Here is a 17,414-nt window from a genome sequence, read left to right on the forward strand (position 1 = left end):
TTTGAATTTATAGATTATGAAACTTGTTAATGAACTTTGTATAAACCTGCTTGGTGTTTTAGGATTACTAACGACTTTATCCGGATGTGGAAATCAAAAGGATACTATTCAATCGAATATTGATATTGCTGATTCTTACTGGGATATTTATTCTGATACATGGGTGGCGACCGATGCTTTGGGACGGACTATGCCGAGCCAGGAAGAGGTTGGTAATGTTAAGGATGACAAACGTCGTGTAGTCGGTATTTTTTATATTACATGGCATTCGGATAATTTGGCTAATCTGAAATCTCCTTATCGTGCAGATGTCAGTAAAGTATTGGAAGAAGCACCGGAAGCTCGTTTGGATGCTAATCATCCGGCATGGACGGAGGGATCTTACCATTGGGGAGAACCGGAGGTCGGCTATTTTCTGAGCCGGGACGAATATGTAATCCGTAAAGATATGTCTATGTTGGCTGATGCTGGTGTGGATGTCTTAGTTATGGATGTAACAAATGCCGTTCGTTACTGGGACGAATGGGAGACTTTATTTACCACCATGCAAAAAATGAAGGCAGAAGGGAATAAAGTTCCTCAATTTTGTTTCTGGGCTTTTAACGGACCGGTAATTTCGGTTGTGCAGGATTTGTATGATAAAGTGTATAAAGAAAATAAATATAAAGATTTATGGTTTTATTGGGGAGATAAACCTTTATTATTATATAATGGAAAACCGGCAATGGATGCTAATGGCGGCGGTGTAAAGAATCCGAATCCTCATTATGATCCGAAAGCTTTGACCGATTCTTCGTATCCCCATTATAATGATCCGGACTATACGAATGAGTTCTATACAGATTATACACGGGAAGTAAAGGATTTCTTTACGCTTAGAACCATGTGGTGGGGATATTATGAATGGGCTGGCGAACGTTTTGTCGGAACGGAAGGAAACTGGAGTTTCGGTTATGATTTGGGTGACGAACGGGTTTGTAAAATGCATCCGTCTGATTTGGTTGCTACTTTTCAGGGGAAAAATGAACAGGCAGCCGTTACTCCCGCCCAACATCCAACTTCCATTGTTGGAAAATCCTGGACTCGTGATCATAAAGAACCTCGATTAAATGACCATGATATGCCTGAACCAACTTATGTCCCGTGGTTGGGAAAGACAGTGGATGATCCTACTGCATATGGAATCTACTTTCAGGATCGTTGGGAAGAAGCTTTAAAAAATGATCCTCAGTTTCTGTATTTGAATGACTGGAATGAATGGACTGCCGGAAAATACAGCTCAGGAAAAGCGCCGGGATCGGAATTACCGGGACCGACGGAATTTCTGGGACGTAAAAATCCATTTTATTTTGTAGACCAGTATAATGCAGAATTTAACCGTACGATTCAACCGATGAAAGGAGGTTATACCGATAACTACTATATGCAGATGGCACAGAATATCCGTCGTTATAAAGGAGTCCGTCCGATACCTGAGAATAAAGGCTATCAAACGATGCCTGTAAATGGAAAGTTTGATAAATGGAATAAAGTTAAAGTCGAGTATCGTGATACTAAAGGCGATATAACTCATCGCGATTATAAAGGATATGGTGGAAACCATTATGTAAATAACTCCGGAAGGAATGATATTGTCTTATCCAAAGTAGCAGTAGATAAAGAAAATATTTATTTCTATGTGGAAACAATGAATAATATGACTCCTTCAACGGATCCGAACTGGATGTTGTTGTTGATTGATGCGGATAATAATTCTTCGACAGGTTGGTATGGCTATGATTATTTGATAAACAAAACGGTGGTAGATGGGAAATCGACCGAGTTGAAACGGTATGACGAAAAGAGTGGGGAATGGGTGACTGTCGATGTTCTTCCTTATTGTATAAAAGATAAGTGTCTGGAATTGGCCGTGAATCGTGATGATCTGGGATTGGTCGGTGATACTTTTTTCTTTGATTTTAAATGGGTTGATAACCCGTCGGAATTGAAAGACCCGATTTCTTTGTGTGTGAATGGTGATGCTGCACCGAACCGTAGATTTAATTATCGTTGTATTTGGAAAAAATAATAATATAAAGAATGAAGTATAGCCTTTCCACACATGTTTTATCATCGTGGGAAGGTTATATGGTTTTACTGTTACAGGAATAAAACGGATAATTTGGTGTCGCAAACAGTGCTCCGAAGTACGAAGGTGAAAGGAAAATAAAAAAACGGGACTGCTATCTTTCCCAAGATACAATCCCGCTCCAAATCTAGAATAAATAATAGAGAAGGTTTACGGTTTCAATAAGAATAATGCAAACTCAAAAAAAAATTATCATCTTCTGTTTGGGAATCAGTGAAAAACTCTACTTTATTTTCCCGTGCCAGCCAGCCGACAGCGGCATACAAGTCCATATCCGAAAGACCGGTAGCCCTTTTCAATTCAGAAAAACTCCAGCGTTGCCGTATACGAACTCCATCCATTATCCTCCAAACTATGCCGGCATTTGTACCTATAACAGCTTGATTCATCATTTTCTGTTCTTAGATAGATGTTACTTTTCTCTTCCACCACCCAGTGCATGATAAAGGTTTACCACACTCTGTATCTCAGAAAAACGGTTAGCCGTTTGCGACAGTTGCGCACTCAGTAAAGACTGGCGGGCGGTCAGGACTTCCAGATAAGTAGAAGTACCGTGCTCCATCAGCAGAGAGGTGCTTTTCAACGCCTTTTCCAGCGAAACGATCTGCTTGTCGAACAAGATCGTTTTCTCCCGGCTTGTCTGATAAGCAACCAACGCATCGTTCACTTCGCTTCCGGCATTCAGTAAAGTCTGCTGAAAAGCCAGGCTGGCTTCTTCCTGCTGTGCCTGCGCGATGCGGTATTGGGCAATGACCTGTCCACGGTTGAACAAAGGCTGTGTCAGCGAGCCGACTGCCGAAGCCAGGAACTTACCCGGATTGACAATCATCGCCCCGGCCGAGTTGGTCCAACCCGCACTCCCGCTCAGCACTACGGAAGGATAAAAAGAGGCACGGGCCTGATTGGTTCCATAGAACGCTGCTTCCAGTGAACGCTCTGCCGAACGGACGTCAGGACGGTTGGATAACATCTGAACAGGAACACCTACCGACAAGTCCTCCGGAAACTGTTGCTCATCCAATGTGCCCCGTTCAAAATAACGGGGCGTCTCGGCTAACAGCAAAGCCAGACTGTTCTCCACCTGATTGATCTGCTCTTTCAGATCGAGGGCGGATGCCTGTACCTGATAATAAGTAGCTTCCATCTGTGATACGGCCGCCTCATCAGCCATGCCCGCATTCATCAGGGCCCGGGTAGAAGAAACCGTTTCACGCCATGCCTCCTCCGTCTCACGTGTGATGGCAAGCTGTTCGTCCAGCATCAACAGCGTATAATAGGAATTGGCGATTCCGGCTACCAGCTGGGTCCGCACGGCCTGCCGGTAATCCTCGCTTTGTGCGTAAACCGCTTTTGCCTGCAGTTTAGCGTTGTGCATACGCCCGAATATATCGAGTTCCCAACTGGCAGTGACAGGCAGCGAATAAGTCTGTGTCGCCTTGCGGGCATCAAAACTGCTCACGGTCCCTTGCGGAGACAAGGCAAAGGAAGGCAGGAACGCCAGGCGGGCGGACATCAAAGCCGCTTCAGCCTCCTTCACACGGAGTTGTGCCGACTGATAGTCAGTATTGTTTTGCAATCCCTGTTCGATAAGGGCCTGCAACTTCGGATCGGAGAAAAGCTCATGCCAGTCTCTGTCACCTATTCCGGCAGTGTCGGCCGTCTCTATCCCTTCTCCGTACAAATTGTCGGGTACGGCCGTCTCCGGTTTATATTTACTGTATATACCACAACTGCTCAACAGAACAGTAACTGCGGATAACAGGATTATCTTCTTCATATTTTATTATTTTAGTTGTTTATATCAGACGTGCCACGCTCCGCATTACTTCTCTCCTGCTCCAGAGCCACCTGCACATCGGCTTCTTCTTCCATCGGCTTACGGATCTTCTCCTGTAAAAACTCGAAGATAATATAGAACACCGGAACTACGAATAACAACGCCAGCGTTCCGACTGCCATACCACCGACAACACCTGTTCCCAACGAGCTGTTACCGTTGGCACCGGCACCGGAGGAGAACATCAACGGAAGCATACCGAAGATCATCGTAAGCACCGTCATCAGGATCGGACGCAGACGAACCTGGGCGGCAGAATAAGCCGACTCGACGATACCCATTCCTTTACGGCGGCGCTCTATCGCATATTCCGTGATCAGAATAGCCGTCTTCGCCAGCAAACCGATCAACATAATCACCCCTGTCTGCAGGTAAATATTATTCTCCAGTCCGAATATCTTAGCAAACAGGAAACTCCCCATCAAACCGAACGGCACGGAGAGGATAACGGCGAACGGCACCAGGAAGCTCTCATATAAACAAGCCAGGATCAGATAAATAAGCAAAATACAAACCACATAGATAAACAGCGTTTTCGCACCACCGCTATTCGATTCTTCACGGGCCATACCACCATATTCATAACCATATCCCGTAGGCAGTGTCTGGGCTGCCACCTCTTCGATGACCTTCTGCACCTCACCGGAAGAATAACCTTCAGCCGGATTCACATTTGCTGTGATAGCGCTGTACAGGTTGAAACGGTTGGATACTTCCGGACCAAGCACCTTATTCAATGTCACAAACTGACTTATCGGCGCCATTTCCGTTCCGTTGCGAACAAACATATTATTCAGCGACTGTTCGTCCAGACGGTATTCAGGGGAAGCCTGCATCATCACACGGTACACTTTTCCAAACTGATTGTAATTGGAAATATATGCACCACCGCAATAACTGCCCAGGGCATCGAGTATGGTAGCCGGTGAAATACCTGCACGCTTACATTTGGCCGCATCGATATCGACCGACACCTGCGGGAAGTTCATCGCATAAGAGGTATATGCCATCGCAACTTCCGGACGCTGATTCAAAGCTCCCAGGAACTGCATAGTCGAGTTGTAGAAAGCCGTCATGTCGCCACCGGTCTTGTCCTGCAGGTTCAACTCGATGGAGTTACCCATACCATAACCGGGGATCATCGCCGGTTGGAAACTGAATATCTGTGCTTCCTTTATCGCATAGAACTGGGTATTCAGGCGGCCAACCACGGCATCCGACGAATGCTCTTCCCCTTTTCGTTCGCTCCAGTCTTTTAAACGGATAACGATCGTACCGTAAGAGGTTCCTTGTCCGGACATAAGTCCGTATCCTGCTACCTTTGCATAATGTTCTATTTCAGGAGTATTTTTCAATATATCCTCCAGTTTGTCCATGACCTTTGTCGTTTCACCTAACGTACTACCCGGTGAAGTGCTGACATTTACCATGATCACACCCTGGTCTTCCTGCGGAACGAGCCCTGTCTTGGTGCTCGACATCAGAAATGCCAGCAAAACAATAGCTGCTGCGGTCAGCGTCCATACCATCCAGCGGTGATGGATAAAGAACATGACACCTTTCTTATATTTGCCCAATACGGCGTTGAATGAAGTGTTATAGGCTGCACGAACTCGTCCGTTAAGACTTTTCGCACTCTTATTTCCATCCGAAGGACGCATAAGTATGGCACAAAGAGCCGGACACAGCGTCAAGGCCGAAATCATGGAAAGACCAACTGAAGTCGCCATCGTAATACCGAACTGCGTATAGAAAATACCGGATGTTCCTCCCATGAATGTCACAGGGATAAATACTGCCATAAACACGCAGGTACAGGAAACGATAGCCATCGTTACATCTCCCATCGCATCCTTAGTGGCAAGATAGGAGGATTTATATCCGGCATCGAACTTTGACTGCACCGCCTCCACCACCACGATCGCATCATCCACAACGGTTCCGATCGCAAGCACGAGAGCAAATAAGGTCAGGATATTGATACTGAACCCAGCAATCATCAAACAAGCGAATGTTCCGATCAACGAGACTATAATAGATATGGAAGGAATTAATGTACTCTTGAAATCCTGCAGGAAGAAATAAACCACGAGGATTACCAGTAAGATGGCAATGACCAACGTTTCCACCACATTATGGATAGATGCGAACAAGAAGTCGTTCGAACTCATCATCGTCACAAACTCCGTTCCCTTCGGAAGATCCTTCTCCATTATATTCATCTGAGCAGTGATCTTCTCATTCACAGCCGTTGCATTGGAACCTGCCACCTGGAATACCATGAACATAACGGCAGGTTTACCGTCCATCTCACTCTTGAAACTATAGGTAAGTGTACCCAGTTCCACGTTAGCCACATCTTTCAGACGGAGCACCGAACCGTCGCTCTGCGAACGGACAACCGTGTTCCTAAATTCATCCACACTCTTCAAACGTCCGCGATACTTCATCGTGAACTGGAAAACATTCATCGAGTTCTCACCCAACGAACCTGTCGGCGCTTCGATATTTTGTTCACCGAGCACGGCTGTTACATCCGATGGAACCAACCCGTATTGGGCCATCAATTCCGGTTTCAGCCAGATACGCATACTATAGGTATCGCCCAGCTCCATGACGTCGCCCACGCCTTCTATACGTTTGATCTGAGGAATCACATTAATGTCCAGATAATTGGCAAGGAATGTCTGGTCATAATTACCATCCGTACAGACAAACGAGTTGATCTGCAGGAAACTGGTTTGACGCTTCTGGGTAGTCACACCGATCTTGGTCACTTCGGCTGGTAACAATCCTTGTGCTTTGGATACGCGGTTCTGTACATTGACCGCCGCCATATCCGGGTCCGTTCCCTGCTTGAAATAAACCTGTATGGTAGCCGAACCGGCATTGGTAGCAGTAGACGTAATATACATCATGTCTTCCACCCCGTTGATACTCTCCTCCAACGGCATGATAACGCTGTTCATTACCGCTTCCGCGTCGGCTCCTGTATAGTTGGCCGTTACATAGACTGTAGGCGGTGCGATATCAGGATACTGCTCCACCGGCAGCGTAAAAAGCGAAATAAGCCCCACAGCGAGGATCAGCACGGAAATGGATATAGCCATCACCGGCCGTTTTATAAATATATTACCTTTCATAGCTTTACTTTTATTTTACTTGTGTTCCTTCACGTACCAACCCGGCACCTTCAGATACAATTTCATCACCGGCCTTCAAACCGGTCAGCACAACGTACTCGCGTCCGTCATTTATTCCGGCTACGGTAATTAACGTAGAAGTTGCTTTTCCGTCTACAACTTTATATACAAGGGTCTTATCCTGCATCTGAACGGTCGCCCCCTGCGGGATAACGATGCAGTCTTTATAGGTGCTCGGCATGATCACACTACCGGATGCCCCGCTGTGAAGCAGGCGCGACTCATTCGAGAAGACCGCACGAGCCACAACCGTACCGGTCTGCCGGTCGATCACGCCACTGATAGATTCTATTTTACCTTTCTTCCCGTACAACGAGTTATCATTCAATTGAAGATCCACTTCCGGCATATTCGCCAGAGCATCGTCCATCGTCCCGTGCTGCCGGGTCAGAGCCAGAAGCTGGTTCTCGGTCATGGAGAAATAGACATACATATCCGAATTATCAGACACCGTCGTCAACGGCTGCTGGAGGGTCGGTCCGACCAATGCTCCGGCACGGTATGGCAAAGCTCCTACAACACCGTCCGTAGGGCTCTTCACCTCCGTATAAGACAGATTATTACGGGCATTCACGACCTGTGCTTCCGCCTGCACCAATTGTGCCTTGGCTGTGAGAAACGTATTTTCAGCCGTTTTCAGGCTAAACTCCGAGACAACCTTCTGCGCATATAGTTCCTTCGAACTGTCATACGTCAATTCTGCTGTCCCCAATCCGGCTTTTGCCGCTTCCATATTGGCTATAGCCGTTTGCAAAGCCGCCTTATAAGGAACCTGGTCTATGATAAAAAGTACTTGACCCCGACGCACTTTCTCCCCTTCCGACACGCAGAGCTTCTCAATAGTTCCCGATACTTGCGGATAGATATCGATATCCTGCCGCCCCCGGATAGTCGCCGAGTAGGAAGTTGAAAGTTCTTTATCAGCCAACGCCACTTTCATCACAGAATAAGAAGGTTTCACTTGTACATCCGGTGTTTGCTTACAGGATGTCATCCACATCGTACAACCGACAATCCCTATCAGTCGTATCCAATTCCCATTTACTTTTAACATACTATATTCTTTATAAAAATTGCCTCAAAAGTACGCGATGGGGATAAAAGCGTGATAACACAAAATTCCCGAATACTGTCCCATTTTCTTTATTACACTTTTTTAATAGCCTAAATACCAATCAGTAGACTTTTGGAATAAAAAAGATGAGAAATAGAATATTCCGGTTACTCTTTTAATGCTCATCTTTACACCGATAAAAGCAAACAGTATGGATAATAACGTAATAACAACGATAGACGTTGAGGATTTCAAGGACTTTAGTCACATGATAGATTATGTAGACAAGGATGTTGTGGCTGCCCGCAATCTGGAAGACATTTCTTATAATAATATTACCATCAGATTGAATTTCTTCCTGATTATTTCTTGTGTGGAAGGATCTATTCAGCTAGACATGAACAATAAGACCTATTTACTAAAAAAAGACGACATCATAATCTGCTTGCCGACTACGATACTAAGCCAGACAAAATTCAGTCGCAGCCATAAGCTCAGAATTATGGGATTTTCCACCAACTTTTTACAGCGTGTCGTAAAAAGAGAAGAAATTTCCAATAACATATTATCTCATATTCATAAAAATCCCCTGCGGCATATTGAAGAAAAAGATAAATCTCCCATTAAATTATATGAAGACCTTATCATAAAGAAAATAAACGATCCATCTATTCATTATAAGAAAGATGTATTACATTATTTATTTTCAGCCATATTCTGTGATATGATGGCCGCTATCTACAAGTATTCAGACACCGAACTGGATAATGAAGAGGAGCCGGAAACGGGCATAAAAAGGGCTTCTTATGTTTTCAAATGTTTCATTATGGAAGTATCGAAAGACAACGGATTCCACCGGTCGGTTTCCTATTATGCCGACCGTCTCTGTTATTCACCCAAATACGTTTCCTTTGTCGTCAAGCAGGTCAGCGGACGGACCGCCCTGGAATGGATAAACGACTCAGCCATAGAACAAATAAAATACCAATTGAAACACTCCGATAAATCGATCAAAGAAATTGCGGATGATTTCAATTTCTCCAACTTATCTTTCTTTGGAAAATATGTAAAGAAACATTTAGGTGTATCTCCGACCAAATACCGGGATATACCGGAAAATATCGGAGTCTATTAAGTAAGGAAGAAAGAGGCCGCCTGGTTAATGTGCGACCTCTTAAAAATAAAAGCCGGACTGTTCTAAAATCCCTTTCCAAACACCCCTACAGTTTAATTATGAATAATAAATGCTTAATGATTTATACTCAATAACGGCATATTCTATATTAGTACTTATCATTGCAGCAAAGATAAAGGATAAACTTTCCGGCATAACAACGAATATTTCCTTATAACTGTTCCATTTTCTTCTATTTGAGATTTTTAATAGAAGGTGTCCGATCCGGTTCCGAAGCCGGTTAGCTCTTTTTCAATGTAGAATAGAAATTTATCCGTACCTTTGAAAAGACAATCACGACAACCCCAAAAACTATTTTATCGGATAAATATTATAACATCATGGCAGACAACTATCTTGAAAAAAAATATGAAGAATTTCAGGCTAAAAAAACTTCTTCGGCAAAAAGCAGCTATGGCAAAAAGAAAACAAGTCCTATTCATAAAATGCGAAGAGTTTTCGTAACCGAAGGAGCCGACGGGATCGGTAAAGCCATCGTCAGGGCATTCCGTATGGCAGGCAACCGGGTCGCTTTCTGCGACCGGAATGAGATTTCGGGAAGAGAGACTGCTGAAAAAACAGGTACGACTTTTTATCCTGTTGACATCAGCGACAAAGAGGCTCTTGAAAGTTGCATGCAACATCTCTTTGACGAGTGGGGAGATCTGGATATTATTATCAATAATGCAGATATCAGCGACTTTTCCCCGATCACGGAAACAAGTGTGGAAGATTTTGACCAAATCTTATCCGTAAGCCTACGACCGGTGTTTATCACATCGCGGCTGCTAGCTATCCACCGCGAATCATTGGATACTCCCAATCTTTACGGCAGGGTGATCAACATATCATCCGCTCGTAATCCGATGAACGAACCGGGCAGTGAAGGATATGCAGCATCCAAAGGAGGCGTTCGTTCGCTAACCCACACACTCGCCTTGTCATTGGCCCCATGGCATATCACAGTAAATTCCATCGCACCGGGTTGGATACAAACACACGACTACGAACAACTTCGTCCGGAAGATCATGCCCAACAGCCTTCCGGCAGAGTTGGAAAGCCGGAAGATATTGCCCGTATATGCCTGACTCTCTGCCAGGAAGAAAACGACTTCATCAATGGGGAGAACATAACGATCGACGGAGGCATGACAAAAATCCGATAAGTTTGTTCTTAAAGATAAGTCATAATCTGAGAATCCTTTATATATTTGTTTTTCACAAATAAACAACGTTCACGTATATAAAGATTCAAGATCATGAAAACAAAAACATTCATAGCACTGTCACTGGTCATTTGCTCAGTTGTCCTTTGTAGTTGCGGTAGCTATATGACCGGCAAAAGTGCTGTCATGAAAATAGAGAAAGGGATGACAAAAAAAGAAATTGTCAGCTTGTTGGGTGATCCTGATTTTCGCCGGTTCGATGAACAGTATGAAGAGTGGGAATACAAAAAAGTCAATCCGCTAACAGCAGAAACAACGATCATAATCGTTGATTTCATTCATGAAAGAGTCAGTAATATGAACTCCTTCAACGGAGACAGCCACCCCAATCCTCCCGTTGCGGTCTATCCTCCGGGCGATATCGATTACGGAAAGCCGACACCTCCTCATCCGAATGGACACGGGAAACCTTCCAGAGCAGTAAGCGACGGGGAATTTCAACAGCTATACAACAAAGTAAAACAGAAACCGTTTAAAGACGATCAACTGGAGCTTCTTGAAATGGGGGTTAGCAATAAATATTTCACCTGTAAACAGTGCATACGCCTTATGTCTATCTATACGTTCGACGACGATAAACTGGAAGTACTGGAAATAGTAGCTCCACGCATTGTCGATTCCGAAAACTATGAAGACATTATCAAATCGTTAAGTTTCATCTCCAGTGAAGAGAAAGCTGAAAAAATACTACGCCGGGCAAGAAAATGAGTAAGTTCCATCGTTTCTCTTCTCCTGCCGCCCATATCCGGCTGCCGGAAAAGTTCACTTATCCGTTCCATTACACGCCTCATCCTTTATGTGTGATGGCTGCGGAAGAAGTGCAGCAATACCTGCAAAGTAAAGAAGAGTGGAAAAACGACCTGCAACAGGGAAAAATGTTCGGAGTCCTGATCGTACGAACACCAACGGGTGAAATTGGTTATCTCGCCGCCTTTTCCGGTATCCTGGCCGGAAAAAACCTGCATGATTATTTCGTTCCTCCCATTTATGACCTGCAACAACCACAAGGCTTTTTCAGTATCGAGGAAGACCGTATATCCGCTATAAATGCCCGCATCAAACGGCTTCAGGCTGACGAAAATTATCTGACCACCAGACAAAGACTGGCGGACACCGTTGTCCTGGCGGCAAAAACAATAGACACGGTAAAAGAAGAATTTAAGGAAGCTCAGCTAAGACGTGAAGAAAAGCGGCTCGGCAATCCGGACGAAAACGAACTATCAGCCATGATACGTGAAAGCCAGTACCAGAAAGCAGAATTAAAACGGTTGAAACAACAGTGGAATGATCGTACCGCTGCCATACAGGCTGAGGTAAAGAAATTTGAATCTGAAATCGAACGGCTGAAAACAGAACGTAAAACCCGTTCGGCTGCTTTGCAGCAACAACTTTTCGAACAGTTCAGGATAGTCAATGGTAAAGGTGAAATAAGAGACCTATGCGATATCTTTAAAGATACGGCACAGAAAGTTCCTCCAGCCGGAGCTGGAGAATGTGCTGCTCCCAAGCTTTTGCAATATGCCTACCTGCACCAACTGAAACCTGTTGCAATGGCTGAATTTTGGTGGGGAAATTCACCGAAGATGGAAATACGCCATCATGGATATTTCTATCCTGCCTGCAAAGGGAAATGTGAACCGATATTGAAACATATGCTACAGGGACTGAATGTGGAGGATAACCCGTTACTGACAGACTTACACCGCCATACGGAACTTGAAATATTGTTTGAAGACGACTGGCTGCTGGCTATCAATAAACCGGCAGGAATGTTATCCGTTCCCGGTAAAACCGATGCCGATTCAGTTTATCAACGATTAAAGACACAGTATCCCGATGCTACCGGCCCCTTGATCGTACACAGGTTGGATATGGCTACTTCCGGAATCTTATTGATTGTAAAAACGAAAGAAGTACACCAGAACCTGCAGGCACAATTCAAAAACCGGACAGTAAAGAAACGTTATACGGCACTGCTGGACGGAGTGATCACTGCTGACAAGGGCATTATAGATTTGCCGCTTTGTCTCGATCCGTCAGACCGTCCCCGCCAGATCGTAAACGAAAAATACGGAAAACCGGCAATGACAAGATATCAGGTCCTTTCCCGTAGTAATAATCAAACACGCATTGCTTTTTATCCTCTTACCGGCCGGACACATCAATTGCGCGTGCATGCCTCTCATCCGCAAGGTCTCAACACCCCTATTATCGGTGATGAATTATATGGGAAAGGAGCCGAGCGCCTCTACTTGCATGCTGAATTTCTGGAATTCCGGCATCCAGTCTCCGGAGAAATCATCCGGATTGAAAAGAAAGCTGATTTTTAGTCGGTAAGCAGCCATTCAACACATTACCGATATGCTCTCTATTGACTAAAATCGGACTTCCGTTCTGTGGATTAATTTCGTACTTTTACGAAAAAATTATGTTCAAAGCAAATATGATTGCCCCTTGCGGCCTGGATTGCAGTTTGTGCAATGAATCTTTGAAAAGAGAAAATCCGTGCCCCGGATGTAACGGCAGTAATGAATATAAACCTGAGTTTTGTTCTATCCGCTGCAAAATAATCAATTGTGAATTCAGGGGGAGTCTACAAGGTGATTATTGTGACAAATGTCCACAATATCCTTGCGAACACTTACATGAAAGAGAATACCGGTATATGAATCAATATCCTCTTTCTGAATCGCCCATGAACAATTTAAAGATGATCAGAGAAAAAGGAATGGATTACTTTTTAGAAAAACAGAAAGAATATTGGACCTGTCCGGAATGTGGAGGTATTATTTCCGTCCATACAGGTTTATGCAGTAATTGCTCAAAAAACTATCAACATAATATGAATATGGCTTCCGCAAAAGATTACGACGAATTACTTCTGCTATGGGAGGCTTCTATTAGGAGCACACATCATTTCCTTACGGAGGATGATATACAGTATTACAAACCTTTAATACGCAACGAATACTTCCAGGCTGTAGAACTCCATCTCATAAGAGACGGACAAACCCAACAAATCGTTGCTTTTATGGGGTTAAGTGACGATTTGATCGAAATGCTTTTCGTTCACCCGGCACAACAAGGCAAAGGGTATGGAAAGAAACTGATAGAATACGCCATACAGAAAAAGAATATCCGTAAAGTAGATGTAAACGAACAGAACGAGCAGGCTCTACGTTTTTACCGAAACAGAGGATTTGAAGTGATCGCCCGGGATGCCACGGACGGGCAAGGCAAACCTTATCCGATCCTGCATATGCAATTAAAGCCTGTCCGGTTAAGAAAGGCTGAGATTAAAGATCTCCCGGAACTCCGATGTGTATTCGAAGAAAGTGTCAGAACCTCCTGCCGCAAAAACTATTCGCCCGAACAAATAGATGCCTGGATAAACCGCGCATCACCCGAACGCTGGCAGGAGTTATTCAGCAGTGATCTTCAATTCATCATTGCAGAAGAAACCGAATCTTTCCGGATCACAGGATTTACGTCATTCAACCAGCAGGGATATTTGCACAGTATGTTCCTTTTACCCCAATTTCAGGAACAAGGGATCGCCACGATCTTACTGGACCATGCAGAAAATTTCGCACATCGGAATCATCTCCCATCTCTTTTTGCGGAAGTCAGTCTCACTGCGCGTCCCTTCTTTGAGAAGCACGGATTCATCGTTGAAGAAGAACAGGCGGTTAAAATAAAGGACATCGAAATGACTAATTTCAAAATGCGTAAGTTCTTTATCCACGATTTATAAGAATAAAAAAGAGGTAGATCATTTCTGATTTACCTCTTCTGTAGTCGGGATGAGAAGACTCGAACTTCCGACCTCCACGTCCCGAACGTGGCGCGCTAGCCAACTGTGCTACATCCCGTTTTTGATTACGGCTGCAAAGGTACAACTATTTTTGAACCTACAAATACTTTTGCCGTTTTTTTTCAAAAAAAGTTACTTTCATCCCTTCAAATTCTTTAAATGCATTTTTTTCGACATTTTTTTCAAGAAACATTTGGAGTGTATCATATTTTCCCTACCTTTGCACCCGTTAAACAAAACAAACGGTACCATAGCTCAGTTGGTAGAGCAAAGGACTGAAAATCCTTGTGTCCCCGGTTCGATTCCTGGTGGTACCACTGAAAATCAAGCAGTTATCTAAAAGATGACTGCTTTTTTTATTTAAAAGAGTAAATACTACAGGAAAAATAAAACTGGAACTTTATCTATAATACATCTGTATTCCGGATCAATGCCCTAATTTAGAAGCAGGATTTGCCATTGCCGCCCGATAACTTTGGAAAGTAACTGTCAACGCCGTCAACGCCACAATGATTACTAAAGCCACCAAGAATACCCATAAATAAATCGGTGTCTTATATGCAAAGCTTTGCAACCACACATTCACTCCATAATAAGCGACCGGGATCGAAATAACAAAACAAACAAATGCAATCCGGAGAAAAGACGAGTTCAGCATCCAAAGGATCTGCCGGACTGTTGAACCCAGTACTTTCCGCACGGCTATTTCCTTTTCCCGTCCCTGTAATTCAAAAATTACCAATCCGAATACTCCTACCAAAGATAAAAAGACAGCCAAAAAACAAAGGATAGTCACCAGAGTTCCTTGCCGTTGGCTTTTACTGTAAAGTTCATCCAACGCTGTATCAAAAAAATGGATATCGACCGGATAGCCCGGAATCAGTTCATCCGTGACTTTCCGGATATGTTCAATTGTCGGCCGGGGATTTCCTCCCGCAATCTTAACATAGGAATATCTTTCCGGTACCGAACGGCGATAATGATCTTTAGCCGAAGTCCAAAGCCCCATCGGACGTAGCTCTTTATACAGGGATTCATAATGTACATCTTCAAAAATACCGACAATCCGTACCGGAACATCATTATCTATAATACTCGTCCCTACCATTTCCGATATGTCACCCAGTTCTTCGGTTGTAAAACGCGATGCTATCTCCCTCGCAGCTGTTTCACTTAGGATACAAACCGCCTGTGTATTATCAGGAGCCTCATCCGACGGACGGAAATGCCTACCGGCAATCATCTTGATATCCATTAACTCCGGAAAATCTGTCGATACCCCCAGCCAACTCATGTAGTAATGCTGACCTCTGTAATTATATCCGATAAAAGACCGGGATTCATCCGAAACAAATTTAAACTCGCTAAAAGAAACATTACTGATATCAGGACTCTCCAAAAGACGTGATTTGAATAATTCACTTTTTTTCAAAGCCGCCCCCATACTGAGCCTCACTTCCAACACATTCTCCTTATTAAATCCCAGATCCACATTTCCTATATATTTGTTCTGCAGGAAAACGAACAAAGCACCCACAACCAACGTAATCGAAATAACAAACTGGAATCCAATGAGTAACTTCCGTGTAATCTTTGCCCGGTCACTCAGGGTAAAAGACTTGTTCAGTGCCATAACCGGTGGGAAAGAGGTTATATAAAAAGCCGGATACATGCCAGCCAGTAAGCCACTTCCTACGACAAGAAGGAGTGTCCATACAAGAATCTTCCAATTGGAATACAAATCTAACGGATGTCCCAACATACCAGTAATCCACTGAACATTATTCAAAAGGAATACAAAAAGCAGCGCAAAGAAGAAAGCAAGAACAGACACTCCTAAAGATTCCAAAACCAAATATTTCCGGAGTGTAGCATCCGAACTGCCCAGCACTTTCTGAATCGTAATCGATTTGGTGCGGATCGGAGCCAATGCTATCGACAGGTTTATATAATTGACCAACGCAATACCGATAATCAGGATGGCAATAAAGAATAACATATTCGTTCGCAACTTATTGCCGACAGGAGCCGCATCTGCACGAACCTGCTGACCAAAATAAAGATCGGACAAAGGCCGGAGACGAATATCGTCAATCGCAAAATCCTTCAGAAAATCCCTGCTGTCAGCCATATACTTTTCAGTGGTAACAGATGCTGATTCCGGTGATGACATCAACAGATAACAATAATAAGGACCAGTATTCCAGTCTTCCATCATTTCCTTTTCCATTATCGGAATATACAAGGCATTCTTCACACGGGTATTTTCAGGAAAATCACGGAAAACGCCACCCACTATATATGCAGGTTCAAAACTTAGCCCATAAACGATTGAACCTTCCGCCCCAGTAAATTCAGAGAAATAAACCGGTTTACCGATCGGATTCTCTCTGTCAAAAAGTTTTCTTGCCATACTTTCCGAGACCATCATTCCCTCCGGACGCTTCAAGCAGTCCGAACTTCCGGCTACTAACTCAAAACCAAAAACTTTTGTATATTCCGGAGTGATTCGTTCCACTTGTTCCATATAGCTCAGGGCATCAGGTCCTTTACTGGCTGATACTCCAAAACGTGTAGAGGAATAAACAAGATTATTTGTAACGGCAGCAGCTTCTATATAGGGAGAAGCTGCAATAAAACGTTCAAGTTGAGGACGTGAAAAATTAGCTTCCCATATCCCGTCATTACGCATATTTTCCAACTGAAATATCTTTTTCCGATTTGTGAGGGAGGCATCAAAACTATATTCATGACTGACATGTATGCATATCACGATGAATAACAGAAAAGCAAAACTAAGTCCTAAAAGGTTAGTGACCGTTGCTAATTTATAACGCTTCAGAACGTAAAGTAAATTTTTGAATGTGCTTTGCATATTTGAGTTATTTTAATTTTAAACCCCTGATTCAGAAATACAGTACAAAGCTATTCCTCTCTACATACTTATACTATTTTTTTTGACAAACGGTCACTTTCTA

The 17,414-nt window shown here is 43.7% G+C and carries 11 protein-coding genes, 2 tRNA genes and 1 pseudogene; 8 read left to right on the top strand and 6 right to left on the bottom strand.

Features of this window, described 5'->3' with window-relative positions:
- Positions 1–16: 16 nt before the first annotated feature.
- On the top strand, positions 17–2,068 hold the full coding sequence (locus tag DWX23_RS14940; protein WP_122375052.1) for a hypothetical protein: 2,052 nt from the start codon (positions 17–19) through the stop codon (positions 2,066–2,068).
- 218 nt (positions 2,069–2,286) lie between these two features.
- Here DWX23_RS14940 and DWX23_RS14945 read toward each other — a convergent pair whose 3' ends face one another.
- Genes DWX23_RS14945 through DWX23_RS14960 form a run of 4 tightly spaced genes read right to left on the bottom strand, consistent with a single transcriptional unit; the run spans position 2,287 to position 8,222 of the window.
- Positions 2,287–2,520, bottom strand: a complete 234-nt coding sequence (locus DWX23_RS14945) for a winged helix-turn-helix domain-containing protein (protein ID WP_233587621.1) — start codon at positions 2,518–2,520, stop codon at positions 2,287–2,289.
- A 20-nt stretch (positions 2,521–2,540) separates the two neighbouring features.
- Positions 2,541–3,905, bottom strand: a complete 1,365-nt coding sequence (locus DWX23_RS14950; RefSeq protein WP_122375053.1) for an efflux transporter outer membrane subunit — start codon at positions 3,903–3,905, stop codon at positions 2,541–2,543.
- 11 nt (positions 3,906–3,916) lie between these two features.
- Complete coding sequence (locus DWX23_RS14955; protein WP_122375054.1) at positions 3,917–7,108, bottom strand: efflux RND transporter permease subunit; 3,192 nt, start codon at positions 7,106–7,108, stop codon at positions 3,917–3,919.
- Between the two features lie 10 nt (positions 7,109–7,118).
- Positions 7,119–8,222 carry an efflux RND transporter periplasmic adaptor subunit gene (locus DWX23_RS14960; RefSeq protein WP_122375055.1) on the bottom strand — a complete coding sequence of 368 codons (1,104 nt, stop codon included), beginning with the start codon at positions 8,220–8,222 and terminating at the stop codon, positions 7,119–7,121.
- A 211-nt stretch (positions 8,223–8,433) separates the two neighbouring features.
- On the opposite strand from DWX23_RS14960, the gene DWX23_RS14965 reads away from it, so the two are divergent.
- From DWX23_RS14965 to DWX23_RS14990, 6 genes and pseudogenes are all read left to right on the top strand, one after another.
- On the top strand, positions 8,434–9,357 hold the full coding sequence (locus DWX23_RS14965) for an AraC family transcriptional regulator (protein ID WP_122353857.1): 924 nt from the start codon (positions 8,434–8,436) through the stop codon (positions 9,355–9,357).
- A gap of 380 nt (positions 9,358–9,737) precedes the next feature.
- Positions 9,738–10,562, top strand: coding sequence for an SDR family NAD(P)-dependent oxidoreductase (locus DWX23_RS14970; protein ID WP_122375056.1), 825 nt, complete (start codon positions 9,738–9,740; stop codon positions 10,560–10,562).
- 93 nt (positions 10,563–10,655) lie between these two features.
- Positions 10,656–11,330 carry a DUF4476 domain-containing protein gene (locus DWX23_RS14975; RefSeq protein ID WP_122353784.1) on the top strand — a complete coding sequence of 225 codons (675 nt, stop codon included), beginning with the start codon at positions 10,656–10,658 and terminating at the stop codon, positions 11,328–11,330.
- Entirely contained in the window at positions 11,327–12,952 is a 1,626-nt protein-coding gene (locus DWX23_RS14980; RefSeq protein WP_122375057.1) for an RluA family pseudouridine synthase, read from the top strand. The genes DWX23_RS14975 and DWX23_RS14980 overlap by 4 nt, the downstream gene beginning before the upstream one ends.
- Before the next feature lie 113 nt (positions 12,953–13,065).
- A pseudogene (locus DWX23_RS25320) lies at positions 13,066–13,257 on the top strand (DUF3795 domain-containing protein); the annotation flags it as partial.
- Between the two features lie 207 nt (positions 13,258–13,464).
- On the top strand, positions 13,465–14,376 hold the full coding sequence (locus DWX23_RS14990; protein ID WP_122375119.1) for a GNAT family N-acetyltransferase: 912 nt from the start codon (positions 13,465–13,467) through the stop codon (positions 14,374–14,376).
- A 44-nt stretch (positions 14,377–14,420) separates the two neighbouring features.
- On the opposite strand, the gene DWX23_RS14995 is transcribed toward DWX23_RS14990, so the two are convergent.
- Positions 14,421–14,494, bottom strand: a tRNA-Pro gene (locus DWX23_RS14995).
- Between the two features lie 186 nt (positions 14,495–14,680).
- Between DWX23_RS14995 and DWX23_RS15000 the strand changes: the two genes are divergently transcribed.
- A tRNA-Phe gene (locus DWX23_RS15000) sits at positions 14,681–14,753 on the top strand.
- 110 nt (positions 14,754–14,863) lie between these two features.
- Here DWX23_RS15000 and DWX23_RS15005 read toward each other — a convergent pair.
- On the bottom strand, positions 14,864–17,311 hold the full coding sequence (locus DWX23_RS15005) for an ABC transporter permease (protein ID WP_122375058.1): 2,448 nt from the start codon (positions 17,309–17,311) through the stop codon (positions 14,864–14,866).
- Positions 17,312–17,414 lie beyond the last annotated feature (103 nt).

This window comes from Parabacteroides sp. AF18-52, assembly GCF_003479145.1.
Classification (GTDB): Bacteria; Bacteroidota; Bacteroidia; order Bacteroidales; family Tannerellaceae; genus Parabacteroides; species Parabacteroides faecis.

What these genes read in the sequence shown, in the direction of transcription:
- DWX23_RS14970 (WP_122375056.1), top strand. Translation starts at nt 9,738, where the DNA reads ATGGCAGACAACTATCTTGAAAAAAAATATGAAGAATTTCAGGCTAAA.
- DWX23_RS14990 (WP_122375119.1), top strand. Translation starts at nt 13,465, where the DNA reads ATGAATATGGCTTCCGCAAAAGATTACGACGAATTACTTCTGCTATGG.
- DWX23_RS14960 (WP_122375055.1), bottom strand. Translation starts at nt 8,222, where the DNA reads ATGTTAAAAGTAAATGGGAATTGGATACGACTGATAGGGATTGTCGGT.
- DWX23_RS14955 (WP_122375054.1), bottom strand. Translation starts at nt 7,108, where the DNA reads ATGAAAGGTAATATATTTATAAAACGGCCGGTGATGGCTATATCCATT.
- DWX23_RS14965 (WP_122353857.1), top strand. Translation starts at nt 8,434, where the DNA reads ATGGATAATAACGTAATAACAACGATAGACGTTGAGGATTTCAAGGAC.
- DWX23_RS15005 (WP_122375058.1), bottom strand. Translation starts at nt 17,311, where the DNA reads ATGCAAAGCACATTCAAAAATTTACTTTACGTTCTGAAGCGTTATAAA.
- DWX23_RS14975 (WP_122353784.1), top strand. Translation starts at nt 10,656, where the DNA reads ATGAAAACAAAAACATTCATAGCACTGTCACTGGTCATTTGCTCAGTT.
- DWX23_RS14950 (WP_122375053.1), bottom strand. Translation starts at nt 3,905, where the DNA reads ATGAAGAAGATAATCCTGTTATCCGCAGTTACTGTTCTGTTGAGCAGT.
- DWX23_RS14945 (WP_233587621.1), bottom strand. Translation starts at nt 2,520, where the DNA reads ATGATGAATCAAGCTGTTATAGGTACAAATGCCGGCATAGTTTGGAGG.
- DWX23_RS14980 (WP_122375057.1), top strand. Translation starts at nt 11,327, where the DNA reads ATGAGTAAGTTCCATCGTTTCTCTTCTCCTGCCGCCCATATCCGGCTG.
- DWX23_RS14940 (WP_122375052.1), top strand. Translation starts at nt 17, where the DNA reads ATGAAACTTGTTAATGAACTTTGTATAAACCTGCTTGGTGTTTTAGGA.